The sequence below is a fragment of the Arthrobacter sp. SO5 genome (genome assembly GCF_020532805.1).
Classification (GTDB): Bacteria; Actinomycetota; Actinomycetes; order Actinomycetales; family Micrococcaceae; genus Arthrobacter.
The window spans coordinates 1-23,812 of the sequence record NZ_MQTQ01000074.1; the positions used below are offsets into that span (position 1 = coordinate 1).

Annotated in this window: 21 protein-coding genes and 6 tRNA genes; 18 read left to right on the plus strand and 9 right to left on the minus strand. The window is 68.1% G+C overall.

The features are described 5' to 3' along the window. Positions 1–136: 136 nt before the first annotated feature. From rpe to BJG92_RS13570, 6 genes are all read right to left on the minus strand, one after another. Complete coding sequence (gene rpe / locus BJG92_RS13545) at positions 137–793, minus strand: ribulose-phosphate 3-epimerase (RefSeq protein WP_232084524.1); 657 nt, start codon at positions 791–793, stop codon at positions 137–139. A gap of 67 nt (positions 794–860) precedes the next feature. Next, a complete protein-coding gene (locus BJG92_RS13550) occupies positions 861–2,480 on the minus strand; it encodes an RsmB/NOP family class I SAM-dependent RNA methyltransferase (RefSeq protein WP_232084525.1) in 1,620 nt (539 codons plus the stop codon). Continuing rightward, on the minus strand, positions 2,477–3,397 hold the full coding sequence (gene fmt / locus BJG92_RS13555) for a methionyl-tRNA formyltransferase (RefSeq protein ID WP_232084526.1): 921 nt from the start codon (positions 3,395–3,397) through the stop codon (positions 2,477–2,479). The genes BJG92_RS13550 and fmt overlap by 4 nt, the downstream gene beginning before the upstream one ends. Continuing rightward, positions 3,394–3,990: a peptide deformylase gene (gene def / locus BJG92_RS13560; RefSeq protein ID WP_232084527.1), complete on the minus strand. Its 597-nt coding sequence runs from the start codon at positions 3,988–3,990 to the stop codon at positions 3,394–3,396. The genes fmt and def overlap by 4 nt, the downstream gene beginning before the upstream one ends. A gap of 232 nt (positions 3,991–4,222) precedes the next feature. Next, positions 4,223–5,071, minus strand: a complete 849-nt coding sequence (locus BJG92_RS13565; protein ID WP_232084528.1) for a cytochrome — start codon at positions 5,069–5,071, stop codon at positions 4,223–4,225. Positions 5,072–5,205: 134 nt separating this feature from the next. Further along, positions 5,206–5,280, minus strand: a tRNA-Val gene (locus BJG92_RS13570). A gap of 295 nt (positions 5,281–5,575) precedes the next feature. Between BJG92_RS13570 and BJG92_RS13575 the strand changes: the two genes are divergently transcribed. From BJG92_RS13575 to BJG92_RS13600, 6 genes are all read left to right on the plus strand, one after another. Continuing rightward, positions 5,576–5,648: transfer RNA gene (locus BJG92_RS13575), tRNA-Gly, on the plus strand. 45 nt (positions 5,649–5,693) lie between these two features. Next, positions 5,694–5,764: transfer RNA gene (locus BJG92_RS13580), tRNA-Cys, on the plus strand. Positions 5,765–5,804: 40 nt separating this feature from the next. Then, positions 5,805–5,879 (plus strand) — tRNA-Val (locus BJG92_RS13585). A 58-nt stretch (positions 5,880–5,937) separates the two neighbouring features. After that, a tRNA-Gly gene (locus tag BJG92_RS13590) sits at positions 5,938–6,010 on the plus strand. Positions 6,011–6,048: 38 nt separating this feature from the next. Continuing rightward, a tRNA-Val gene (locus tag BJG92_RS13595) sits at positions 6,049–6,123 on the plus strand. A gap of 175 nt (positions 6,124–6,298) precedes the next feature. Next, a complete protein-coding gene (locus BJG92_RS13600; protein ID WP_232084529.1) occupies positions 6,299–6,568 on the plus strand; it encodes an antitoxin in 270 nt (89 codons plus the stop codon). 150 nt (positions 6,569–6,718) lie between these two features. Here BJG92_RS13600 and zapE read toward each other — a convergent pair whose 3' ends face one another. Next, on the minus strand, positions 6,719–7,756 hold the full coding sequence (gene zapE, locus BJG92_RS13605) for a cell division protein ZapE (RefSeq protein ID WP_232084530.1): 1,038 nt from the start codon (positions 7,754–7,756) through the stop codon (positions 6,719–6,721). A 231-nt stretch (positions 7,757–7,987) separates the two neighbouring features. Between zapE and BJG92_RS13610 the strand changes: the two genes are divergently transcribed. The 3 genes from BJG92_RS13610 (at position 7,988) to ybaK (ending at position 9,948) form a co-directional block, all read left to right on the plus strand. Then, the gene (locus tag BJG92_RS13610; protein WP_232084531.1) at positions 7,988–8,905 is read left to right on the plus strand and encodes a sulfurtransferase; all 918 of its coding nucleotides are present in this window, start codon (positions 7,988–7,990) and stop codon (positions 8,903–8,905) included. 70 nt (positions 8,906–8,975) lie between these two features. Beyond that, the gene (locus tag BJG92_RS13615; RefSeq protein WP_232084532.1) at positions 8,976–9,431 is read left to right on the plus strand and encodes a SufE family protein; all 456 of its coding nucleotides are present in this window, start codon (positions 8,976–8,978) and stop codon (positions 9,429–9,431) included. 19 nt (positions 9,432–9,450) lie between these two features. Next, positions 9,451–9,948, plus strand: coding sequence for a Cys-tRNA(Pro) deacylase (ybaK, locus tag BJG92_RS13620; RefSeq protein WP_232084533.1), 498 nt, complete (start codon positions 9,451–9,453; stop codon positions 9,946–9,948). 90 nt (positions 9,949–10,038) lie between these two features. Here ybaK and BJG92_RS13625 read toward each other — a convergent pair whose 3' ends face one another. Then, a complete protein-coding gene (locus tag BJG92_RS13625; RefSeq protein WP_232084534.1) occupies positions 10,039–12,399 on the minus strand; it encodes an arylsulfatase in 2,361 nt (786 codons plus the stop codon). A gap of 407 nt (positions 12,400–12,806) precedes the next feature. On the opposite strand from BJG92_RS13625, the gene BJG92_RS13630 reads away from it, so the two are divergent. Beyond that, positions 12,807–13,772, plus strand: a complete 966-nt coding sequence (locus tag BJG92_RS13630; RefSeq protein ID WP_232084535.1) for a formylglycine-generating enzyme family protein — start codon at positions 12,807–12,809, stop codon at positions 13,770–13,772. A gap of 60 nt (positions 13,773–13,832) precedes the next feature. Beyond that, entirely contained in the window at positions 13,833–15,170 is a 1,338-nt protein-coding gene (locus BJG92_RS13635) for a sodium:proton antiporter (protein WP_232084536.1), read from the plus strand. A gap of 178 nt (positions 15,171–15,348) precedes the next feature. On the opposite strand, the gene BJG92_RS13640 is transcribed toward BJG92_RS13635, so the two are convergent. Further along, the gene (locus BJG92_RS13640) at positions 15,349–16,689 is read right to left on the minus strand and encodes an alpha/beta hydrolase family protein (protein WP_374199801.1); all 1,341 of its coding nucleotides are present in this window, start codon (positions 16,687–16,689) and stop codon (positions 15,349–15,351) included. Between the two features lie 174 nt (positions 16,690–16,863). Between BJG92_RS13640 and BJG92_RS13645 the strand changes: the two genes are divergently transcribed. The 7 genes from BJG92_RS13645 (at position 16,864) to BJG92_RS13675 (ending at position 23,599) form a co-directional block, all read left to right on the plus strand. After that, entirely contained in the window at positions 16,864–17,352 is a 489-nt protein-coding gene (locus tag BJG92_RS13645) for a hypothetical protein (protein WP_232084537.1), read from the plus strand. Between the two features lie 14 nt (positions 17,353–17,366). Next, complete coding sequence (gene msrB, locus BJG92_RS13650) at positions 17,367–17,888, plus strand: peptide-methionine (R)-S-oxide reductase MsrB (RefSeq protein ID WP_232084538.1); 522 nt, start codon at positions 17,367–17,369, stop codon at positions 17,886–17,888. Positions 17,889–18,063: 175 nt separating this feature from the next. Then, positions 18,064–19,473, plus strand: coding sequence for a DUF6421 family protein (locus BJG92_RS13655; protein WP_232084539.1), 1,410 nt, complete (start codon positions 18,064–18,066; stop codon positions 19,471–19,473). Next, positions 19,470–20,219, plus strand: coding sequence for an SDR family oxidoreductase (locus BJG92_RS13660; protein WP_232084540.1), 750 nt, complete (start codon positions 19,470–19,472; stop codon positions 20,217–20,219). Before BJG92_RS13655 ends, BJG92_RS13660 begins: the two co-directional genes overlap by 4 nt. 49 nt (positions 20,220–20,268) lie before the next feature. Further along, the gene (locus BJG92_RS13665) at positions 20,269–21,378 is read left to right on the plus strand and encodes a low specificity L-threonine aldolase (RefSeq protein WP_269462004.1); all 1,110 of its coding nucleotides are present in this window, start codon (positions 20,269–20,271) and stop codon (positions 21,376–21,378) included. Positions 21,379–21,477: 99 nt separating this feature from the next. Next, positions 21,478–22,131 (plus strand): DUF3000 domain-containing protein, encoded by a 654-nt coding sequence (locus BJG92_RS13670; RefSeq protein ID WP_232084637.1) that lies wholly within the window; start codon positions 21,478–21,480, stop codon positions 22,129–22,131. 106 nt (positions 22,132–22,237) lie between these two features. Then, on the plus strand, positions 22,238–23,599 hold the full coding sequence (locus BJG92_RS13675; RefSeq protein ID WP_232084542.1) for an HRDC domain-containing protein: 1,362 nt from the start codon (positions 22,238–22,240) through the stop codon (positions 23,597–23,599). The last annotated feature ends 213 nt before the right edge of the window (positions 23,600–23,812 follow it).

Here is a 23,812-nt window from a genome sequence, read left to right on the forward strand (position 1 = left end):
ACCCAGGACTGGGCATGCGCCACCGTCCCCCCGGCCACTGGACATAGCCCCCTATGCCCATCCCCCGGACCCAGGACTGGACATGCCCTCCCGGACCCGCGACAAAGACTGGGCATGCGCCCCACGATCAGTCCCGTCAGCGGGTCCCGGCCGCCCGGAGCCGATCGATCGCCGCTGCCGGATCGGCAGCCCCGTAGACGGCGGACCCCGCCACGAAAACGTCCGCCCCAGCCTCGGCGGCACGCCAGATGGTGTCCTCGGTGATGCCCCCGTCCACCTGCAGCGCCACCTCGAAGCCGGAACCGTCGATCGCCGCACGCGCCCGTCGGATCTTGGGCAGCGTGAGGTCGAGAAATTCCTGGCCACCGAAGCCCGGCTCCACGGTCATGATGAGCAGCAGGTCAAGTTCACCGAGCATGTCCAGGAACGGTTCGACGGCGCTGCCGGGCCGGAGCGCCAGTCCTGCCTTGGCGCCGCGTGCCCGCAGTTCGCGGGCCAGCTTGATCGGTGCGATCGACGCCTCGGCGTGGAAGGTCACCGAGGCCACCCCGGCGTCGGCATAGGCGGGAGCCCAGCGGTCGGCGTGCTCGATCATGAGGTGCGCGTCCAATGGCACCGGGCTGATTTCCTGCAGCCGCGCGACGACCGGGAGCCCGAGCGAGAGGTTGGGCACAAAGTGGTTGTCCATGACATCGACATGCACGGCATCCGCGTTGCTGATCCTGCGAAGCTCGGCTTCCAGATTCGCGAAATCGGCGGACAGGATGCTCGGGTTGATGCAGCACTGGGCCATGAAATTCCTCTACGTTCTGCTGGTGGTCTGCCGGGGCACAGTCGGGTGACCCAGTATGTCCTGAGACTCAGGCCTTTTTGCGGATGAGCGCCAGGAACATGGCGTCGGTCCGGTGCACATGCGGCCAGAGCTGCGCCGTGAGTTCGTGCCCGGCCCCGAGGTGGCCCGTGAGGCTGACGGCGTCCAGGACCGCGCCGGCGTCGAGCAGTTCAAGGTCGTCCCGTTTGCGGAGCACGTCGCTGACGACGGCGGTAGTCTCCGCCGGGTGCGGTGAGCAGGTCACGTAGGCCACGACGCCGCCGGGCTTGACGGCTGCCAAGGCCGATTTGAGCAGTTCGCGCTGCAGCGGGCCAAGGTCCGTGAGGTCCTTGGGGGTGCGGCGCCAGCGTGATTCCGGGCGGCGGCGCAGCGCTCCGAGTCCGGTGCACGGAGCATCGACGAGGACGCGGTCGAAGCCTTCCGCCATTTCGGTGCCGACCTCGCGGCCGTCGCCGGTGCGCACGTGCCACACTTCGTGCGGCACGGCGGCAAGCGCCTGCCGTACCAGCTTCGCTCGGTGCGGTGCAGGTTCGTTGGCCAGCAGGGTGGCGCCCTGCTGGCGGGCGAGGGCGCCGAGCAGGGCTGCCTTACCGCCGGGTCCGGCGCACAGGTCCAGCCAGCGTTCGCCGGTTCCGTCAGGGCTGCCGGGCTCGGCGGTGACGGTCCTGCCGCTGCCGAGGTCGACGGCGGCCAGGGCGCGGGCCACGAGTTGGGATCCGACGTCCTGGACGCGGGTGGTGCCTTCGCGGACCGAGGCGAGCCGGCCCAGGTCCCCGCCACTGGAGAGCGCCGAGCCTTCAACCAGTTCGCCGGGGGTGGCACCGCCGTCGAGGGCCTCAGCCAGGCTGCCCAGTCCGGGCAGGGCCACGAGGTTGACCACCGGTGCGGCGTTGTCCGCCTCGAGGAGTTCGCCGATTTCGCTGACCGGCCGGCCGTGGGCCACCAGCGACTGGCGGAGTGCGCGCACAATCCATTCCGGATGGGCGTACCGGATGGCAGCCCGCTTGGTCTCGTCCGTCTCGTCGCTGAGCAGCAGCTCAACCCACTCCTCGAGGGTGTGGGCGGAGACCTTGCGGAGCACCGCGTTGATCAGGGCCGACGGTCCGGCGCCGATGACGGCACGGGCCAGGCCAACGGTCTGGTCCAGGGCTGCGTGGGCGGGCACGCGCATGGCCACGAGCTGGTGCACGCCGATCCGGAGCGCGTCCAGGACGGCGGGGTCCAGCTGGTCCAGCGGCCGGTCAACGCAGCGGGCCAGGATCGCGTCGTAGGTGCCCTGGCCGCGCAGGGCGCCGTAGCTGAGTTCAGTGGCGAAGCCTGCGTCCCGCTTGTCGAGCCCGTGGTGGCGGATCCGGGCCGGCAGCACGAGGTTCGCATAGGCGTCCTCGGCGGCGACGGCGCGCAGCACTTCAAAGGCCACGAGCCGGGCGGGATCCGCCCGGCGGGTGCGCTGGGACGGCGCGTTCTCGGTGAAGCCGCGCTGCGGACCGCGGTTGCGTTCCCGGCCCTGCGCGTCCCGCCGGCTACCGTCCCCGCCCCGGCCGCCCTGGCTACTCGGCTGACCGGTGCCATGTTGCCCGCCGCGGCCCGCCCCGCCACGCTGGGGGCCCTTGCCTCGGCCGCTGCCGCTCGTCCCGGACTCGCTCATTCGAATACCACGCTTTCAAGTGTCGCCTGTCCGCGCGCCCAGTCGGCGGCGGCCATCATTTTCTTGCCCGAGGGCTGGATCCGGGTCAGTGCCACCGGGTGTGAGCCCGTTCCCACCAGCACGCTCTTGCCGTCCAGCACCAGGCGGCCGGGGTCCAGGGCCGCGGCACCGGGCCGCAGCAGCACCGGTTCCAGCTTCACGCGCTGGCCATCCAGCGTTGTCCAGGCTCCGGGCTCGGGGGTGACCCCGCGCGCCTGCCGTCCGATGGCCAGGGCCGGCTGGCGCCAGTCGAGCCGCCCGTCCTCGAGTGTCAGCTTGGGGGCCAAGCTGACCTCGCCCTGCTGTCGCACGGCGGCGGCCCTGCCGGCGTCGAGCGCTGAGAGCGTCTGGGTGAGCAGCACGGCGCCGCTGCGGGAGAGCCGCTCGAGCAGTGCCCCGGCGGTGTCCTCGGTCCTGACGGCTTCGGTCAGGGTGCCGAACACCGGGCCGGTGTCGAGGCCTTCTTCGAGGAGAAAGGTGACGGCGCCCGTGACGTCGTCGCCGGCCATCAGGGCCCGCTGCACGGGCGCCGCCCCGCGCCACGCCGGCAGCAGCGAGAAGTGCAGGTTGATCCAGCCGTGCCGCGGGACGCCGAGGGCGGCCGGCGGGATGAGGCCGCCGTATGCCACAATCGCGGCGACGTCGGGCGCGGCCGCGGCAATCTGCGACGTCACGCCGGCGTCGACCTTGGACGCCCGGATGACATCGATGCCGAGTACCGCCGCCCGGGCCGCAACGGGCGAGGGCGTCAGGACGCGCTTGCGGCCCACCGGCGCATCCGGCCGGGTCAGGACGGCGACGACGTCAAACCCGGCATCGACGAGCGCGTCCAGGGACGGTACGGCGACCGCCGGGGTCCCCGCGAAAAGGACCCTCACCGGGAGTTACCGGCGGAGCCGAAGCTTCCCGGACTTGCGGTGCCGGCGCCAAAGCTGGTTCCGACCGTCTTGGCGCGCTTCGCCGTCGTTTGCTCGGCAAGGGAGTCGTAGTTGGCGTTCCGGATGGCGCGCAGCGCGGTCCTCCGGTCTTCGCCTTCGAGCCGGTCCGTGAACAGGATGCCGTCCAGGTGGTCCGTTTCATGCTGGAAGCAGCGGGCCAGCATGCCTTCACCGTCCACCGTGACGGGATTGCCGTGCAGGTCCACTCCGGTGACGCGGGTGTGCCGGGCTCGGCGGACCGGGAAGCCGAGGCCGGGGATGGAGAGGCAACCCTCTACTTCGTCCGGCTGGAAGTCCTCGCTGTTGTCCAGGACAGGGTTGATGATGTGGCCTTCGACGCCGCCGATCCGGTACGTGAACACGCGCTGGCTGACGCCGACCTGGGGCGCGGCGAGGCCGGCGCCGTCGACGTCCTCCATGGTTTGGGTCATGTCGGCAACGAGCTTCGCCAGCTCAGGCCCGAATTCCGTCACGGGATCGGCGACTGTGCGCAGCACAGGATCCCCGATGATGCGGATATTCAAAATGGCCATGTGCAATCGGTCCTTACAGTGGGCGGCGACGGGATCCATTCCAGTTTAGCCGCGGGGGGCGCTGTTCCGGGCCGCGTTCACCGTCGCGCCGGTGGTCCCGGACCCTGGGGCACCTGGCCCGCTGCCGGACCTGGGCCGCTTCGGACACGCGGCTGTTACGGCCGCCGAGAGCCACCTCAACGACTGGGGGCGCTACCTGCAGCGGAGCAACGGTTCAGCGGCTGAGGCCGGTTCAGCGGCTGAGGGGCGGCGGCGCCAGCGGCAACAGCGCCGTACCGGCAGCGGCCGTGTCGGCCGACGTTTCCCAGACACGCCGCAGCGCGCAAAACTTCCACCAGTGATGTTTGAGGATCTCCGGATTGGCGCGCAGCGGGCGGACTTCCGTCTCGCCCACTGCGACCGCCAGCAGGATCGGGGATTCGCCGTACTGCCAGGACTCCCACTCGCCGGCGACCGGGTCCACGAGGCTTTCCTCGGCCTTCATCCCGGCCACGAGCTGCATGACCACTTTGTCGTCAAGCGGCTTGACCGTACCGTCACGGCTGGTGCCCTTGGTCTTGTAGTCGATAAGGCAGATCCTGCCGTTAATCTTGGCGACAAGGTCCAACGTGCCGGCGTAGCCGACCGACTTGTTCCAGACCGTGATCTCCGGAGCGATGGGCTCCACCTGGAACAACTCCCACCATTCGTCGAAGCGCGCGGCGAAGGCCTCCTCCCCGTTTGCTGCCAGCAGCTCGCGGGTTTCCTTCATCTGGTGGGGCCGGCCGAGGGCGCGCAGGGCCACCTGCTCGCAGTAGTTGTGCACCCTGTCCCCGCGCTGCGCGGCATCATCACGGTAGGTTTCGGCGGCTTTGGCGGCGCGGCTGACGGCCTGGCGCACCTTGGCGGGGCTGCCGAGGATGCCCGGGAGGGTGGGATCCTGCGCGAGGCTGTTAGCCCCCATGTACCCGAACCAGCCGTCCAGGCCGTGGGGCTGCTGTCCGATGACGGTGGTGATGGAGGGGACGGAGAACTGCTCGGACGTGGAGCGTGCGTACATCCGGCCGAATTCCGTGGCGTGGGCAAGGAGTGGAGCGGTCATGGACAGACTCTTTCACAGGGGTCGGACAGTATTCACTGGGGTCGGAATTCACTGGGGTCGGAAAGCGGCGGCCAAACAAAATGGCCCGCCCCGCTCTATGAGCGGAACGGACCATGTCCAACACGTGCGTTTCTTGGTGGGCGATACTGGGTTCGAACCAGTGACCTCTTCGGTGTGAACGAAGCGCGCTACCACTGCGCCAATCGCCCCAATGCCATTGAATGCTAGCCCACTGCCGCCCAGATGAGAAATCGGGTCCTTGTCCGCCCGAATGCGTCCTTGCGGGATCCGCCGTCGTCCTTCCGCCAGGCGTCCGAGGCGCTCCGTGGACCCGGGTGAATTACATGACTGTAATTAGTAAATTCCGCTAGAATCCAAGGAAGTACGGGCCTTGGCTGCCGGTGACGCCGCCGCGATTTGTGGATTCCCTGAACCTCCTATAGAGTTCTTACTCGTTGGAACGCGAGGAAATGCCGATTGTGGCGCGGAATTGCTGACAATACTGCGGACGTAGCTCAGCTGGTAGAGCACCACCTTGCCAAGGTGGATGTCGCGAGTTCGAATCTCGTCGTCCGCTCGCAGGACACTGTCACGGTAAGGTTCTTTGGAATCCTATCTACACGGTGGGTTGGCCGAGAGGCGAGGCAGCGGCCTGCAAAGCCGTTAACACGGGTTCGAATCCCGTACCCACCTCGGTGAAAACCCTGGTATCCGGTTTCGATCGGTTTGCAAGGGGCGATTGGCGCAGCGGTAGCGCGCTTCCCTGACACGGAAGAGGTCACTGGTTCGATCCCAGTATCGCCCACCAAAGCAAGGCAACTTGCTTGATCCAGTACCACCGGCCCTGCCGGCATGGACTAAAAAATGCGGACGTAGCTCAGCTGGTAGAGCACCACCTTGCCAAGGTGGATGTCGCGAGTTCGAATCTCGTCGTCCGCTCTCTTGTTTGCAACTCCACTCCGGATCCTTCCGGTTGCGGGCGATTGGCGCAGCGGTAGCGCGCTTCCCTGACACGGAAGAGGTCACTGGTTCGATCCCAGTATCGCCCACCATTGAAGCAGCTCCCCCGGAGCTGCTTTTCTTATGCCCTCCAGGGGCCTTGCTGCCCTGTGCAGTCTGCCCTTCAGCGATTACCCTCTGGGCGGACACCCTTGGCACTCCCGATTCCTCCGGCTAGGGTGGAAATCGCTAGGAGCGATCTGGCTCCGCGACCGAAGGGAGGTGCCCGTGGGTTTACTTGACGATCTAAAGGGCAAGGCTCAGCACATTATTGGTGGCAACGAACAAGCCATCAAGGACGGCATCGAAAAGGCCGGCGATTTCGTCGACTCTAAGACCGGCGGAAAGCACGCCGACAAGATCGATGCCGTGCAGCGGGGCGCTTCCGGATTCGTGGACAAGGCGAACGACCGGCCGAACGCGGCCCCCGTCGCCGATCAGACTCCCGTAGCCGGTGAGCCTCCCGTGGCCGGGGAACCCCGCCAGCAGGGCCTCTAACCCAGATACGTCAGCGAGGTGCCGGTCCCGCCGAGAGGCGGCGCCGGCACCTCCGGCGTTTAACGCCACAACGCGGGGTCACCTTGAGCCCATCCGGTACGTCCGGACGGGCCGTAGGTGACCCCGCGTTGCTGTTGGCGGGGTGGAGCGCTAGGAGGGTTCGTGCTGCTGGCCCTCGCGGGCGAGGGCCGTGAGCCGGGAGACGGCCCGGAAGTACTTCTTCATGTACCCGCCGGTCATCATTTCCTCGGTAAAGAGCTGGTCGAACGGCACTCCGCTGGCCAGGATGGGGACGTCCTTGTCGTACAGCCGGTCCGCGAGGACCACGAAACGCAACGCGACGGACTGCTCATGGATCGTGTGGACGTTCTTCCAGACCACGCCCTCGATCCCGTCGAGAAGCTGGCGGTAGCGGCTCGGGTGGACCCCGGCCAGGTGGTCGATCAGGGTGCTGAACTCGTCCCGTGCCACCGTCTTGCCGTGGAATTCGGCCTGCATGTGGTGCGTCAGGTCCTCGTTGCTCAGCGGCAGCGGCGCGGCCGGCAGGCCACGGTGCCGGAAGTCCTCGCCGTCGATCCGGACGACGTCGAACTGGTCAGCCAGGACCTGGATCTCCCGGGCAAAGTCGACGGCGGCGAAGCGGCCATCTCCGAGCGAACCCGGCAGCGTGTTGGAGGTGGCCGCGAGCTTGACGCCGGCGTCGGCCAGTTCCCGCATGAGCCGGGACATCAGCACGGTGTCGCCCGGATCGTCGAGCTCGAATTCGTCGATGCACACGAGCTTGTAATGACTCAGGGCCTCCACCGTCTTGCGGAAGGAGAGCGCACCGACAAGGTTGGTGTATTCGACGAAGGTGCCGAAGGCCTTGGGCCCCGGGGCCGCGTGCCAGAGCGAGGCGAGCAGGTGGGTCTTGCCGACGCCGAATCCGCCGTCGAGGTAGATCCCGGCGCGGGAGGTGTCCTTCTTCCCGAAGAGCCGCTTGAAGAGACCGTCGCCGTCGCGCGCGCCCACCCCTGCCGCGAAGCCTTCCAGCGCCCGCACCGCCCCGGCCTGGCTGGGCTGGGACGGATCCGGCCGGTAGCTGGAAAACGACACCTCGCCGAAGCGCGGCGACGGGTAAAATCCGTTGAGGAGTTCATCCACGGAAACTGCCGGCGTGCGGGCGGCGAGCTGTTCGATCTGTACCAAGGTGGTCCGTTCTGCTGGTCTCTATGTCCCCAGCCAGAATACCGGCAATGCCGACGCTCCCCCCGCGTCCGGCCGGCGGGCCCGCCGATTCAGGTGACGAAGGCCATGTTTCCGAGTGTGAACCCGGTGGCGCAATCACGCCCGGGCGTGGCTAGTGTTGTAGAAAGCCCGGCGCCGGGACCCATCCTTCCCCGGCACGGCCTCCTGACCGTTGCAGTGAAAGGCCATCCCATGCCCTACCCCGTCGAGCAGAACGCGAAGTTCGCCGCCTACGCCCACCCCGAACGCCTGGTTTCCACCGAGTGGCTGGCCGCTGCCATCGAAGCCGGCGACCTCGACGGCGGCAAACTGGTGGTCCTGGAATCCGACGAGGACGTGTTGCTCTACGAGACCGGCCACATCCCCGGCGCGGTGAAAATCGACTGGCACACGGAGCTGAACGACGAGACCACACGTGACTTCGTGGACGGCGGGGCGTTCGCCGCCATGGCCGCCGCCAAGGGCATCTCGCGGGACAGCACCGTGGTCATCTACGGCGACAAGTCCAACTGGTGGGCCGCGTACGCCCTCTGGGTCTTCACCCTCTTCGGCCATGAGGACGTCCGGCTGCTCGACGGCGGCCGGGACAAGTGGATCGCCGAAGGCCGGGCCACCACCACAGACAAGACTGCGCCCGCGCCGGCCGAGTACCCCGTTGTGAAGCGCAATGATGCCCCGATCCGGGCCTTCAAGGAAGACGTCCTGGCCCACTTCGGCAGGCCGCTGATCGATGTCCGTTCCGCCGAGGAATACACCGGCCAGCGAACCCACATGCCCGCCTACCCGGAGGAAGGCGCGCTGCGCGGCGGCCACATCCCCACTGCCGCTTCCGTCCCGTGGGCCCGCGCCGCCGCCGAGGACGGGACGTACCGCAGCCGTCCCGAACTCGAGGCGCTGTACCTGGGCGAGGCCGGCCTCAAGGAAGGCGACGACGTCGTGGCCTACTGCCGCATCGGCGAGCGTTCCAGCCACACTTGGTTCGCCCTCAAGTACCTCCTGGGCTTCGACACGGTCCGCAACTACGACGGTTCCTGGACCGAATGGGGCAATGCCGTGCGGGCCCCGATTGCCCGGGGCATCGAGCGCGGCACGGTACCGTCCGCCCCGTAGTCCGCGAACCCGGCCGCCCTGTCCACGCCGGACCGGGACACAATCGCCGGGCGTGCGTAAGCTGGGATGGATGAATACTTCTGCCCTCCCCGCCGCACTGGCGGAAATTGTTGACGACTTCCAAGCCCTGACGGAGCCGGACCGGCTGCAGCTGCTGCTCGATTTCTCCCGCGAGCTGCCTGAGCTGCCGGACCGGCTCAAGGACCACCCCGAGCTGATGGAGCAGGTGGTGGAGTGCCAGTCGCCGCTGTTCCTCACGATCGAGACGGAGCAGCCCGACGGCGGGCCGGAATCCGTCCGGCTCTTCTTCAAGGCACCGCCCGAGGCGCCGACCACCCGCGGCTTCGCTGGTGTCCTGCACGAAGGCCTCGACGGACTTACTCCGGCGGAGATCCTGGCCGTCCCGGACGACATGCCGGAGCTGCTGGGCCTCACGCGGGCCATCACTCCCCTGCGGATGCGCGGCATGACGGCAATGCTGGGCCGGATCAAGCGCAAGGTTGCGGCGCTTCCCCTGCACTCCTAACCAGGGCAGCCACGTCGCCATGGCCCGCAAACAACCGTCACAGGGAACTCCGGCCACCGCTGTCCTGGCGGCGGCAGGGGTTCCTTTTGTGCCGCACCCGTACAGCCACGACCCCGCCGCAGCTAGCTACGGATTGGAGGCGGCGGAGGTGCTCGGCATCGATCCCGCCCGGGTGTTCAAGACCCTGATGGTCGACGTCGACGGCAGGCTCGCCGTCGGCGTCGTCCCGGTGAGCGGCAACCTGGACCTCAAGGCGATGGCCGCCGCCCTTGGCGGCAAGAAAGCGGCCATGGCCGATCCGGCCACCGCCGAACGGCGCACCGGCTATGTGCTGGGCGGAATCTCGCCACTTGGCCAGCGGCAGCCCTCCCCTACAGTCGTGGATGAGACAGCCCTCGCCCTGGCGACCATTCTGGTGTCGGGCGGACGCCGCGGCCTGGACATCGAGCTCAGCCCGGCCGAGCTGATCCGGCTCACCGGCGCCCGGACGGCACGGATCGGCACCGGCGGAGGTTAGGCACCGTCCTGACACACTGCCGCGCCGAGTGGGGGTCTGACCGCACCTCTTGCCCTAGACATGAACTGATCTGGGCTGATTCCATCCGCCTTACTGCTGCGCCATGAGTCGGGCGATCTCGGCGTCGCTATCGCGGATCAGCTCGCCCGATACCTCGACGGTGACCGAGTGGATCGTGCCCGTGAACGTGAACGGCGGCTGATAGCCCTTGGTGGCCGGGGCGCCAAAGTCGTAGCCGCAGCTCAGGCCCTCGAGCTCGAAGAGGAGCGGCGTCGTGTACGGGAAGTCTGCGTTCCCGACGAGTCTGCCGTCGATGTAGAGCTGGGCGCGCCCGGGCGTTCCTTTGCCCACATTGAAGTCAGGCGGACCGGTGGGCTCGAACTCGTAGCGAACGGTATGCCGTCCCGGAAGCAGCGGTTCGGAGGAGGACACCTCGAACTGTTCGCGTCCGACGTAGTTGTACAGGTACCGCGGGCGTCCGTCGTCCACGAAGAAGGTGTAGCCGCCGGCATCTCCACCCTGTGCGATGAGAACGCCGCTTGCGCCGTCGGCCGGAATCTCGACGTCTGCCTCGATGGAGTGGGGCCGGTTGTAGATCGGTGGCGCCGCGAAGGCCGGGACCAGCGATGTGTGCGGGCGATAGGTGTAGCGGGTGCGGGGCCTCGATGTCTGCGGACGCTCGGTCGCCAGGCGTGCCTGGAGCGAGCCGTCCAGCGGCAGTACTTTGTACTTTTCGGCTTCCTCCCACCAAAGGGCAATCAGCTCGCGCAGCTGGTCGGGGTGCTCGGCAGCGACGTTGGAGGACTCTGTGGGATCCTGGTTGATGTCGTAGAGCTCCCATCCGCTGGCGTCGAGCTGCTCGAGGACCTCCGGCGTGATGGGATCACCCATCCGGCGGCCCATGGCTGCGGCCTCAGTGTAGTTCGGCCCCGGCCAGGGACACACCGCCCGCCACCCGTCGTGGTAAATCGCCCGGTGGCCGAACATCTCGTAGTACTGCGTCGTGTGGCCGGTCGGCGCGTCCGCCGCGTCGAAGGAACTGGCGAAGCTGACGCCTTCGATCGGTGCCTGTTTGACGCCCCGCACGGCGGTCGGCGGCTGAACACCAAGGGCGTCGAGGACGGTCGGCACCAGGTCGATCAGGTGGGCGTACTGGCTGCGGACTTCGCCGCGGGCGGCAATCCTCGCCGGCCAGGCGACGACGAACGGGTCGGTCGCCCCGCCTCGGTAGGTCTCACGCTTCCAGCGGCGGAATGGCGTGTTGCCGGCCCAGGTCCAACCCCAGGCGTAGTGGTTGTACGTCCGCGTGCCGCCGAGCTCGTCGATCATGGCGAGGTTGTCGTCGAAGTTCTCGGCGACCCGATTGAAGAACAGCATCTCGTTGAAGGAGCCCGTGACGCCGCCTTCGGCCGAGGCGCCGTTGTCTGAGATGACCATGACCAGCGTGTTCTCGAGCTCGCCGATCTGCTCGATAGTGTCCAGCACGCGCCCGAGGTGGTGGTCCGCGTGAGAGACGAAACCGGCGTAGACCTCCATCATGCGGGCGTACAACCGGCGCTCGTCCTCGCTCAGCGAGTTCCACTCCGGGACATCGGGGTCACGTGGCGATAGTTCGGCGTCGGCCGGGAACAGGCCGATCTTCTTTTGCTGGGCAAACACCGTTTCGCGGTAGGCGTCCCAGCCGTCGTCGAACCTGCCGCGGTAGCGGTCAGCCCAGTCCTTCGGTACGTGGTGCGGGGCGTGTCCCGCGCCGGGGGCGTAGTACATGAAGAACGGTTTCTCCGGCGCGTTGGCCTCGCTGTCCAGGATCATCTTGATCGCCTGATCCGCGAGGTCCTCGCTCAGGTGGTAACCGTCCTCGGGCAGCCGCGGCTGGCGAACTGACGCGTTATCCTGGGTGAGGTCGGGGAACCACTGGTTGGTCTCGCCGCCAAGGAACCCGTAGTAGCGCTCGAACCCTCGTCCGAGCGGCCGGCGGTGGAACGGTCCGGCCGGGGAGTTGTCCTCCGTCGGCGACAGGTGCCACTTGCCCACGCAGAACGTGTTGTAGCCGTGGTCGATCAACATCTCGGGCAGCATGCCGTTCTCGAACGGCATCCGGCCGTCGTAGCCGGGGAAGCCGGTTGCCAGCTCCATGATGCTGGCGACTCCGTTGGAGTGGTGGTTGCGGCCGGTCAGGATGCACGACCGGCTCGGTGAGCACAAGGCGGTCGTGTGCATGTTCGCGTAGCGCAGGCCGCTCGCCGCGACGCGGTCGATGTTCGGCGTCTCAACCAGTCCACCGAAGCTGGAGAGCTGTCCGTAGCCGACGTCGTCGAGCACGACGAGCAGCACGTTTGGTGCTCCTTCGGGGGCCCGTTGCGGGGCGGGCCAGGCCGGCTCCGACTCCTCGACCGTCCGCCCGGTCACGCCCGGGAATGGGTCTCCTGGGTTGTACTCCGTGATTGACATGGGACTCCCCTGGGTTGATGTTTCTGCTGGCTTGGCATTCACTCTGCTCCGCCCCGTCGACCACCGCTTCACCCGAAAGGAATGAACTTGTTGGCCGTGGGAGTTGGCGCCGGTTCCTCGTCACGTAGTTCCTAACTGCCAACCGTTCACCGGGACCACGGCCGATCGGATCAGGCCCAGGCGGGCGGGAGATTCCGCTGCCGGATCGCTGAACGGTTCCCGGGGCACCGACTCGCCGGAGACGGCCTGGCGTCCGAGGAACACCCGTCCCCAGTGAACTTCGGACGGCGTCTGGAATGATGCCGCGGTAGCGGGTAGCATCTGCTCAAGCCATGGCGCGCGAGCGACCTCCGGTACCCGTCCGACGGAGCAGCGGGCCCATGCGGACGGGAAGGATAACGCCCGGTATGCCTGTCACGACGACGATGTTGCATATTCCGGCCGGTGAGTTCCTGATGGGATCGAACGAGTTTTACCCCGACGAGGGACCCCGGCATCGGGTCAGCGTACCGGCCTTCGAGCTGGATGAGCGCCCCGTCACCAACGCGGAATTCGCCGTGTTCGTTGCGGCAACGGGCTACCTGACAGTGGCCGAGCGGCCGCTGGACCTCGCGGACTTTCCCGGCCTTTCGCCCCGGGAGCTGACCCCGGGCGGGTTGGTCTTCACGCCTTCACCCGGGCCCGTGGACCTAAGCGACTGGCGCCAGTGGTGGCGTTGGGTCCCGGGCGCGTGCTGGCGGCAGCCACTGGGCCCCGGATCATCAATCGAAGGCAGGGAGGACCACCCTGCCGTGCAGGTGTCCTTCGCGGACGCCGGTGCCTATGCGACCTGGGCAGGCAAACGGCTGCCAGACGAAGCCGAGTGGGAATTTGCGGCCAGGGGCGGACTGTCCGACGCATTCACCTATGCGTGGGGCAACGAGGCCAGCCCGGACGGTGTGCTGATGGCCAACTTTTGGCAGGGACGTTTCCCCTACGTGCATACCGGCGCGAGCGGGTGGAGGGGAACGTCCCCGGCAGGGACGTTCCCCCCGAACGGGTACGGGCTCTTCGACATGATCGGAAACGTGTGGGAATGGACCAGAAGCTACTACTCGGCCGGCCACGACACCGCCGAAGTAGCAGCGTTAGCAGTAGCTGAGACTCACGACCGGGCCAGCGGGTGCGCATGTACCCCGCAGAGGGATAAGGCCGCCGAAAGCGCGGAGCCCGGGTCCGGCATCCCGCGCCGCGTACTCAAGGGAGGCTCACACCTGTGCGCGCCGGAGTACTGCCTGCGCTACCGCCCGGCAGCGCGCTCCCCGCAGGCCGAGGACACGGCAACCTCGCATATCGGCTTCCGGTGCGCACGTTCCCTGACCCCAGATCAGTAATCCGGGAAACCCAGGGACCCGGGTGACACGTAGTCTTTTGGAATCCACCCGGACGGCGGGGTGGGAAAGCACACGATCGAGAGCAGGATCCGCATGATAGCGGCGGCGACGATACTGGCAATCATCATTTTCTGGAGCGCGTTCTCCGGGCCGCTTGACCGGCGCGGGATCACCTCGGCCCTCTTCTTCACCGCTGCTGGTTCGTTCGTCGGCGCGTCGGCCCTCGGCTTCCTGGAAATCTCCTTGGAGTCCTCTGAGGTCGAGCGGGTGGCCGAGGTCGCGCTCGTCCTGCTCCTGTTCAGCGACGCCACCCGACTGGATCTTCGTTCGCTCCGCCGCGAGCTGGGGTGGCCGAGCCGCCTCCTGCTGATCGGATTACCGCTCACGATGCTCGCCGGGGCAGGGGTCGGCGCGCTCATCTTCCCCGGAATGGCGATCGCATCCGTAGTTCTGCTCTCGACGATGCTGGCCTCAACCGACGCGGCGCTAGGCCAGAAGGTCGTCTCCGACCCTGCCGTGCCGGCCCGTGTGCGGCAGGCGCTCGACGTAGAGAGCGGCCTCAACGACGGCCTCGCTGTGCCCTTCTTCCTCGTCGCACTCGAGGTCGCCAACGCAGAGCTGGAAACCGGTGTCACCTGGGCCGTCGCCAGCAACATGGCTGCCCAGATCGGGTGGGGACTCGCCGCCGGAATCACCGCGGGCATCCTGGGCGGCCTGCTGGTCCGCGCCGCCAACCGGCGTACGTGGATCAGCCTCGAGTGGCGGCAGATCGCGCCATTGGCGGTGGCGCTGCTGGCCTACACCATCGCCTTGATGCTCGGCGGCAGCGGCTTCATCGCCGCCTTCGCAGGCGGCATCGCGTTCGGGAGCGTCTCGGGCACACGCAGTTCGCTGACCACTCTGTTCACAGAAGAGACGGGCGGCTTCCTCGCCGCCGTAACGTGGATCGGGTTCGGAGCGCTGGCCTTCACCCTGGCCATCCCGCACATCACCTGGCAAGTGATCCTCTATGCCGTGCTCAGCTTGACGCTGGTGCGCATGATTCCCGTCGCGATCGCCTTCGCCGGCCGGGGTGTGAGGCGTCCGACGGTGGCGTTCATCGGCTGGTTCGGCCCGCGGGGGCTCGCCTCGCTCGTGTTCGCGCTGCTCGCTCTCGAGCGCGGTGTCCCCGACGGCGAGGTCGTACTCACGACCGTCGTTGTCACCGTCGCCCTCAGCGTCGTCCTTCACGGCCTGACCTCGGTCCCACTGATCGCCACCTACCACCGCTGGTATGAAGTTCACACGGCCGGGCATCCGGCCGCGGAAGAGACTATGCCGGTGACGGTGCCTCGCCGGCGGCGTCAACTCCCCGGCGCCGATCCGGCCAAGCCCATTCGAGGTGGAGAGCCGGGCTGAGACGGCCCACACGCCACGTCCCGGAAAAACTAGCCCGTCCCCCTCAGCGAAACCTGGGTTGCGTCCCGTGGAGTGGTGTAGATCCCGGCTTCTGAGCATCGGATTTCCGCGTGAAGAGCCATCGTGCGATGGTCAGCGGGTACCGATCAAAGAACTCACAAAGGGCCTTTCGCAAGGGTTACCTCGGGGCGGACGGTGCCTCCGGACGGGGCCACTCGGCTTTGGGCTGTCCCGGGTTGGGGCGGGGCGCGAGCTGCCGCCGCAGCCAGGCCAGCACCAGCCGCTCCCAGCGCTCCGGATCCACGTTCCATTCCTTGGTGTGCAGGGCCCGGTTGAAGCTCTCGAAGGTGACCATCTCGGGGTTCTTTTCGGCGAGGGCAGCGGACGGCCCGTAGGGAACGTATTCGTCATCCACGCTGTGGAGGATCAGCGTGGGCGTCCGCAGTTCCACCGCGCGGGAGACCCAGTCCATCGTCTTCAGGTCGACCGGGGCGGCGAGGCCGGTCAGCCGCCGGCCCAGCCGGTGGCTCATCATAAGCTGCCCGTACCGGCCCACGGCGGAGGGAATCCGGTTGAGGTCAGCGTGGTGCGCCAGCACGTTGACCCAGTTGATCACGGGGGCGTCGAGCACCATCGCCCGGATCAAGTGGTGGTAGCGGGAGAGGTCTGCGGTCTGCAGGCAGATGGCCCCGCCCATGGACCAGCCGAACAGGACCACCTCGCGGGCACCGTGGCCGAGGGCGTAGCCGATGGCCGCATCGACGTCGCGCCACTCGGTGGAACCGAGGCCGTAGCGGCCGTCCGGCGCGGAGGGGGCCAGTCCGTCGTTGCGGTAGGAGATCAGCAGGCTGGACATGCCCAGTTCCCTCGCGGTCCGGACCGCCCGCAGTCCTTCCTGCCGGGATGCGCCGCGGCCGTGGATCATGATGGCCCAGATGTCCGCCTCCGGGCCCGCCCTGACCAGCCAGGCCGGTGCGTTCCCGCCGTCGGCCTCAATCTGGACTTCTTCGTAGGGCAGTCCGATGCTGGCGGGGTCCGGATGGGCAACACCGCTCCAATAGCCGCGCCGCGCCGTCGTGAGGTCTCCGCTGTAAACGGCCTCGACTTCCCGCTGCACCGTCCGCTCGGCGGGCGAATAGGAGATGATCTGGCCGATCCGCGCGTGGCCGCGGCCACCGTCGAAGAAGAACCCGTAGGTCCCCTCCACCGTGGCGTCGTCCGTGGCCGCGAGGATGACCTGCAGTCCGTGCCCGTCACGGATCACAGCGAGGACTTCCTGGTCCTCGTCGCGGGCCCGGGCGGGCGTGATCACGCGCCGGGCGAAGTACAAGGCCAGGGCAGAGGAGCCCGCTGCGAGCAGGCCGGCCGCGGCACTTCCTCCGATGATCCCGCCCACGGCCCATTTGGCACTTCCGGACATCGGGACCTCGGCCCCGGACGCCGCGGCGGCGGGCGCGGACTTTCCGCGGGTCGGGGAGATCCGGGGCGGGTCCGGCAGGAGACGCTGGGAGGAAGCCATGGCTCCATTCTTACCGAACTCGCCGTTCGGGGCGGCATCCGCGCCCCGCGGCGGGTCCCGCGGGCGGCCGTCGGCGTGACGCACAACCGGTGGACGCCGCCCCCGGGGAGGCACTGTGGGGCGCCCGGTACCCGACGTCGTGCGCGGTTGCCGGCGCCAGACTAGGCTGGGGGCATGAGTGATCCAATCGTCATTTTGACAGAAGAGCCCCTCGGCGCGGACGACCGCGTCAACATCGACACCTTGGTTGCCGGCGGTGATTCTCCCCTGGTGGTCCTTGTGCCGGCCAACACAGAGCGGCGCCTGCTGGTCGATTTCCTGGAAAACATCTCCCTGCTGGACATCGCCAAGGCCTTCCGGGAACTGACGGCACACTCCGACCCGGCCGAAGAGCGGGCAGAAGCCGCTGATACCCTGGCGGCCTCCCTCGCTGCACTGGCCGGACTGGGCGGCGGCGTCACGGGCGAAATAGTCGAGGGCAAGGCCGTGGAGGGGCTGGTGGCCAAGGTCAAGGAACTCGGCGCCGGGCAGGCCGTGGTGATCACCCGCCCGCACGCCGTCGCGGACACGTTCCACACCGACTGGGCCAACAAGGCGCAGGACAAGCTGGGCCTGCCCGTCCTGCATCTCTACGCCGGATCGGGATTTATCGGGGACTCCTGAGCGTTATTGAGGCTATGAGAATCTTTAATCACAGGTCAAAATCCGTGCCCTCCGCCGGGACCGCACTGGAAACCGGCGCCCCAGCGGTGGAAAAGACAGCGGCGGAAAAGCCAGCGGTGGAAAAGACAGACGAGCAGTGGCGCCAGGAACTGACGCCGGATGAGTATCGCGTCCTGCGCCAGGCCGGTACCGAACGCCCGTACACCGGCGAGTACTGGGACACCCACACCGCGGGCGTCTACCAGTGCCGGGCCTGCGGCGCCGAACTGTTCACGAGCAGCGAGAAGTTCGATTCGCACTGCGGCTGGCCCTCTTTCTGGGCGCCGCTCGCGGAGGGTACCGTCCGCTACATCCATGACCGCGCCCTGGGCATGGAACGAGTCGAAGTCAGGTGCGCCACGTGCGATTCGCACCTGGGCCATGTGTTCGACGGCGAAGGCTACGGAACCCCCACCGACCAGCGCTATTGCATCAATTCCGTCTCGCTGAAGCTGGTGTCGGCAGACGACGCCGGCGCGGAGCCCCGCCGGCAGTAGCTCCCCCGGCATGCAGCCCCGTCCCCGCTGTAGCTGGGACGGGGTGCAGCAGCCACTTGCCACAGAATCTCTTATGCTCAGCACGATTTTGCATTAGAGCTTCTGTTTCGTTGCTACGCTCGCCATAGATACTGACGAGCGACGCTCCCGGCAAACAGAAAGGCGCCTGCAGACGATGACCACCACCGCGATCACTTCCGCCGCCCCCATCACCGCCAACTCCCCTGAATGGCTCCAGCTTAAGGCTGCCGCCACAGCGCTGCAGGCCCTGCAGGTCCAGGACGGGTCCGTCCCGGAAGCCGGCGACCACGAGTCCGCCATGGTGCACGTCGGCACCGTAACGGCCGCGATCAAGGCCCTGGCCCCCGCGTTCCCCCACGACGCCCGCTACCTCGAACTGCTGGTCTCGGACTTCGGCCGCTGGGCCGACGGCGGCTTCGGGGTTCCCGATTTCCTTGACTCCCTGCAGGCCTTCCAGCCGCAGCATCACCGCGTCAACGGCCTCCAGCACCTCGTGGTCTTCCCGATGTACACGCAGAACGGCAGCAGCAACCGCTTTGTCGAGGCCGTGCTGATCGAGGTCATCTGGCCGGAGTTCATCGCCGGGCTCGAAGAGGGCGAGTACTCCAACAAGCTCTTCGTCCCGATCCGGTTCCTGGACTTCACGCCGGGCTACGACACCAACTCCGCGGTCCTGTTCCCGGAAACAGTCGCCGTCCGCGAGACCCCCACCTTCACGTGGGGCGCCATCTTTGCCGACCGCGAGGCCGCCCGGTTCCGCCGCGTCGTGCGCGCCGCCGCGGACATCACCTCGCTGCAGCTGCCCGAAGACGCCGCCGGCCTGCTCGAGGACCAGGAACTGACCCAGGAAACCTTTGTCATGTGGGACCTCATCCACGACCGCACCCACATGCGCGGGGACCTGCCCTTTGACCCGTTCATGATCAAACAGCGCATGCCGTTCTTCCTGTACTCCCTGGAGGAACTGCGCTGCGACCTGACGGCCTTCCGCGAATCCGTGCGGATCGAAAAGGACGAGGACGCCGACCCGCAGGCACGCCGGCACGCCAAACTGGTCCAGTACGCCGTCATCTTCGACCGGATCTTCCGCTTCGCCATCACCGGCAGCCGGGTGCGCAACTACGACGGCCTCGGCGGCCAGCTCCTCTTCGCGTGGATGCACCAGCACCACGTCCTGCACTGGACCGACAGCAAACTCAGCATCGACTGGGACGAGGCGGCCGGCGTCGTGATTGAACTCGGCGCCAAGATCGAGGAGCTGTACTGGCGCTCGATCGACCGCCCCAAGATGGCCCACTGGCTTGCCGCCTACGAGCTCATCTCCGGCACGGTCACCCCCAACCCGGCCTCGGTCTGGGCCAAGGGTCCCGCTGCCCTGCCGCTGGCCGGGCCGCCGCGCGGGCTCACCGACCAGGTGCTCGACGACGAGTTCCCGCTGTCCATGTTCTACGAGGCACTGGAGAAGAAGATGCGCCCTGTCATCGGATCCACGGCCGGCATCACCGGGACGTCCGGCACGGGAACAGCAGCCGGAGCTTCAGCACCGGCCGGGAACGCCGGATGAGTGCCGGACGCGCCCTGACCGTGGTGGTCACGGGCGGCAGCGGACCATCCGGGATCGCCGCCGCCCGCTCCCTGCACGAGGCCGGGCACACGGTCTTCACGGTCGGTTCCGACGCGAAGCGGATCGAGGCCGCCGCGGCGGAAGCGGGCGGCGGCGTCGCGCCGCTCGTCTGCGACCTCGCCTCCCCCGCAGAGGTCGCGTCACTGCACGCAGCGATTGGCCGGCAGGCCGGCAGGATCGACGGCGTGATCCACCTTGTCGGCGGCTGGCGCGGCGCGGCGGGCATCACCGACCAAAGCGACGAGGACTGGGACTTCCTGGCGCGCGGCGCCATTACCACGGTCCGGAACGTCACCCGGGAGTTCTACGATGACCTTGCGGCCTCGGACACGGGACGCTTCGCCATGGTCTCCTCCACCGCCGTCAGCAGCCCGACGGCGGCTACCGCCAGCTATGTGGCGGCCAAGGCCGCGGCTGAGGCCTGGACCCTGGCAGTAGCGGACGGCTTCCGGCGGGACCAGTCGGGAAGCGGCGGCCCGGGCAGCACAGGCGGCCCCGGGGAACAGCACAGCGCCGCGACGATCCTCGTGGTCAAGGCCCTCGTGGACGCGCGGATGCGAGCCAAGTCCCCCGAACGGAAATTCCCCGGCTTCACCGACGTGGAGGAGCTGGCCGCGGCCGCCGTCGGACTCTTCACGTCCCCCGCGGCGGAGCTGAATGGCCGCCGGCTGCTGCTGAGCCGCTGAGCTTAGCCGTTGCGGCCGTACCTCTTAGACTGAAAGCGTGAGCAAATCGATGACCAGCACGGTCGAATCAAACACAGTTGACACTGCCCCTGCCCCTGCTGCTACCGCCGCACGGCTCCACGACCCCGCTGTCCGCGGCTTCGCCTCGGACAACTACTCCGGCGTGCACCCGGAGGTGCTGGCCGCCCTGGCCGCCGCCAACGGTGGCCACCAGGTCTCCTACGGCGAGGACGACTACACCGCACGGCTGCATCAGGTGATGGAAGAGCACTTCGGCGAAGGCATCGAATGCTTCCCGGTCTTCAACGGCACCGGAGCCAACGTCCTGTCGCTGCAGTCCCTGCTGCCGCGCTGGGGCGCCGTCATCTGCGCGTCCACGGCCCACATCAACATGGACGAGAACGGCGCCCCGGAACGGATCGGCGGCATCAAGCTGCTCCAGGTCCCCACCGAAGACGGCAAGCTCACCCCCGAACTGATCGACAAAGAGGCCTGGGGCTGGGGCGATGAGCACCGGGCCCAGCCGCTCGCCGTCTCCATCACCCAGACCACCGAACTGGGCACCTGCTACACCCCGGAGGAAGTCCGGGCCATCGCCGAGCATGTCCACTCCAAGGGCATGAAGCTGCACATGGACGGCGCCCGCCTGGCCAACGCCGCGGCGCACCTGAACGTTCCGCTGCGCGCCTTCACCCGCGACGCCGGGGTGGACATCCTCTCCTTCGGCGGCACCAAGAACGGGCTGCTGTTCGGCGAGGTCGTGGTGGCCCTGAACCCGGAGTCGGCCCACGGGCTGATCTACCTGCGCAAGATGAACATGCAGCTGGCCTCCAAGATGCGGTTCATGTCGGCCCAGTTCATCGCCCTGCTCGACGGCGGCCTGTGGCTGCGCTCCGCCCGGCACGCCAACGCCATGGCGGCCCGGCTGCGCGCCGGCGTCGAGTCCATCCCGGGCGTCGAGCTGAGCCAAAAGACGGAGTCCAACGGCGTCTTCGCGGTCCTGCCCGCCGGCGTGGCGGACCGGCTGCGCCAGTCCTTCCGGTTCTACGACTGGAACGAGGCGGCCCGCGAGGTCCGCTGGATGTGCTCTTTCGACACCACCGAGGATGACGTTGATTCCTTCATCGCCGCCATCAAGCACGAACTCGCGGCCGGCTAGCTGCGGGCCGAAACCACAACGCCGCCGCCCCGCCGGCACCTGCGCGGCCGGGCGGCGGCGAGCCTGCCGGGCTTGGGCCCGGCCGTTGCATAATCTTCCATTGTGAACGCACTCGACCAGGTTCCGGCAGATTTTCTTTTTGCCCTGGGGACCCTTCGACAAGCACAATGCCGCGGTGAGCTGCGTCTGGCCGAGATTCCGGCGCCCGCCCGGCTGGCGCCCTTCGCCGTGGCGCTCGGGGCCGAGGTCATCGCCCCGGGAGACCCGCGGGGCTCCTTGGCGGTCCACGGTCCGGCCGCCGCGGCGCTCCAGCCGGCCTCCGGGAGCGAGGACATCGAACTGGCCACTGGCCGGTTCATCCTCCTGCATGATCCCGACGGCTCCGCCGTCTGGGACGGTGAATTCCGGATCGTCACCTACATCCGGGCCCAGCTGGAACCCGAGATGGGCAACGACGAGATGCTTGGCTCCGTCGCCTGGACCTGGCTCGTCGAGGCCCTGGAAAACCACGCCGCCCCCTACCGCTCCGCCGGCGGCACGGCGACGCGCGTGCTCTCCGAAAGCTTCGGCACCCTCTCGGACCGGCCCAACTCGATCGACATCGAACTCCGCGCCTCCTGGACGCCGGCCACGCCGGACATCACCTCGCATCTTGAGGCGTGGTCGGACATGGTCTGCACCTTCGCCGGCCTGCCTCCGCTGCCCGAGGGCGTGACCGCGCTGCCCCGGCGGCGGCGCGGCCAGTCACGCTGAAGTCACGGCTGCAGGGCCCGGCCGCGCAGCCCGGCTGCCCGGATTTACCGGCCGCGCGGATCCCAACTCCGGCTTGTCGGCAACTTGTCGGTAAACTGAAGTCATCATGACCCCTCACATTCCGGAAATCAGCACGGCCGGTGCCGTTCAGAGCACGACCGAGGCCGCTGACACCACAGCCCACATCGCAGTGGACGGCTTCGACAGCCTGGTCCCCGAGGTCATCGACCTCGATGCACCCCGCGACGGCGTGCCGCTCGTCATTGAAACCTTGTCCGGCCTGGAACGCTGCGCCGCAGCCCTCGCCGCCGGACACGGCCCCGCGGGGGTGGACGCCGAGCGTGCCTCCGGCTTCCGCTACGGCCAGCGCGCCTTCCTGGTCCAGATCCGGCGCGAAGGCGCAGGCACCTGGCTGATCGATCCTGAACCCTTCGGTGACCTGGGCATCGTCAACGACGCCCTTCGCGGCGTCGAGTGGATCCTGCACGCCGCGAGCCAGGACCTGCCTTGCCTGTCCGAACTCGGCATGTGGCCGGACAAGCTTTTCGACACCGAACTCGCCGCGCGCCTCGCCGGGCTGCCGCGGGTAGGTCTCGCCGCGGTGATCGAACAGCTCCTGGGCTTCGGCCTGGCAAAGGAACACTCGGCCGCCGACTGGTCCACCCGCCCGCTGCCGGAACCCTGGCTGCGGTACGCGGCCCTCGACGTCGAGGTCCTCACCGAGCTGCGCGAGGAACTGATCGAGCTCCTCGTGGCCGACGGCAAACTGGACTTCGCCGAGCAGGAATTCGCCGCCATCCTCGAGGCCGGCCAGGCCCCGCCACGCGTGGACCCGTGGCGCAAAACCTCCGGACTGCACCAGATCCGGGACCGCCGCCAGCTGGCCGCGGTCCGCGAACTCTGGCTCGAACGCGACTCCCTGGCCCAGAAGCGGGACGTCGCCCCGGGCCGGCTCATTCCTGACTCCGCCCTCGTGGCCGCCGCCAAGGCCATGCCCACCACCGTGCCGCAGCTGCTGGGGACCAAGGGCTTCCACGGCCGGGCCGCCCAGCGCGAGGCCCCGCGCTGGCTGCGCTGCATCAGCACCGCCCGCGCCCTGGAGGAACTCCCGCCACTGCACCTGGCCACCAACGCTCCGCCGCCCCCGCGGGTCTGGACCGACCGGGATCCCGAGGCTGCCGCACGGCTGGCTACGGCCCGGCCGCTGCTGCAGGCAAAGTCCGAGGAACTGAACATGCCGGTGGAAAACCTGCTGACGCCGGACTACCTCCGGCGGGTGGCCTGGCGCCCGCCGGCAGAACTGAGCGAGGAGGGCATCGCCGAGGAGCTCCAGAACCTCGGGGCGCGCCAGTGGCAGATCCAAGTCACCTCCCCGCTCATCGCCGAGGCCTTCCTCAACCCCCAGCCGCTGCCGGAAAAGGCGCCCAGGGCTGCCGCCGAAGCGGCGTCCGACGCCGCGGTCCGCTAAGCCGGTCCGGTAACCGGCGCTGCCTCCTTGCCAGCTATGTTACCGGCGAGTAACATGTTGAGTGATATCGCCCGGATGCCCGCTGCCCCCAAATCCCTTCCTGCCATGGGGCGCGGCTCCGCCACCCATGTCTCGATGAGGAGTAACACGTGAGCCGAACCCCGAGCAACGGAAAAATCAGCAGCGGAAAACCCAGCAGCGCGAATTCCCGGA

Coding starts and splice junctions, on each gene's coding strand:
- rpe (WP_232084524.1), bottom strand. CDS start 793: ATGGCCCAGTGCTGCATCAACCCGAGCATCCTGTCCGCCGATTTCGCG.
- BJG92_RS13550 (WP_232084525.1), bottom strand. CDS start 2,480: ATGAGCGAGTCCGGGACGAGCGGCAGCGGCCGAGGCAAGGGCCCCCAG.
- def (WP_232084527.1), bottom strand. CDS start 3,990: ATGGCCATTTTGAATATCCGCATCATCGGGGATCCTGTGCTGCGCACA.
- BJG92_RS13565 (WP_232084528.1), bottom strand. CDS start 5,071: ATGACCGCTCCACTCCTTGCCCACGCCACGGAATTCGGCCGGATGTAC.
- BJG92_RS13610 (WP_232084531.1), top strand. CDS start 7,988: ATGCCCTACCCCGTCGAGCAGAACGCGAAGTTCGCCGCCTACGCCCAC.
- BJG92_RS13615 (WP_232084532.1), top strand. CDS start 8,976: ATGAATACTTCTGCCCTCCCCGCCGCACTGGCGGAAATTGTTGACGAC.
- ybaK (WP_232084533.1), top strand. CDS start 9,451: ATGGCCCGCAAACAACCGTCACAGGGAACTCCGGCCACCGCTGTCCTG.
- BJG92_RS13625 (WP_232084534.1), bottom strand. CDS start 12,399: ATGTCAATCACGGAGTACAACCCAGGAGACCCATTCCCGGGCGTGACC.
- BJG92_RS13630 (WP_232084535.1), top strand. CDS start 12,807: ATGCCTGTCACGACGACGATGTTGCATATTCCGGCCGGTGAGTTCCTG.
- BJG92_RS13640 (WP_374199801.1), bottom strand. CDS start 16,689: ATGGCTTCCTCCCAGCGTCTCCTGCCGGACCCGCCCCGGATCTCCCCG.
- BJG92_RS13645 (WP_232084537.1), top strand. CDS start 16,864: ATGAGTGATCCAATCGTCATTTTGACAGAAGAGCCCCTCGGCGCGGAC.
- msrB (WP_232084538.1), top strand. CDS start 17,367: ATGAGAATCTTTAATCACAGGTCAAAATCCGTGCCCTCCGCCGGGACC.
- BJG92_RS13655 (WP_232084539.1), top strand. CDS start 18,064: ATGACCACCACCGCGATCACTTCCGCCGCCCCCATCACCGCCAACTCC.
- BJG92_RS13660 (WP_232084540.1), top strand. CDS start 19,470: ATGAGTGCCGGACGCGCCCTGACCGTGGTGGTCACGGGCGGCAGCGGA.
- BJG92_RS13665 (WP_269462004.1), top strand. CDS start 20,269: ATGACCAGCACGGTCGAATCAAACACAGTTGACACTGCCCCTGCCCCT.
- BJG92_RS13675 (WP_232084542.1), top strand. CDS start 22,238: ATGACCCCTCACATTCCGGAAATCAGCACGGCCGGTGCCGTTCAGAGC.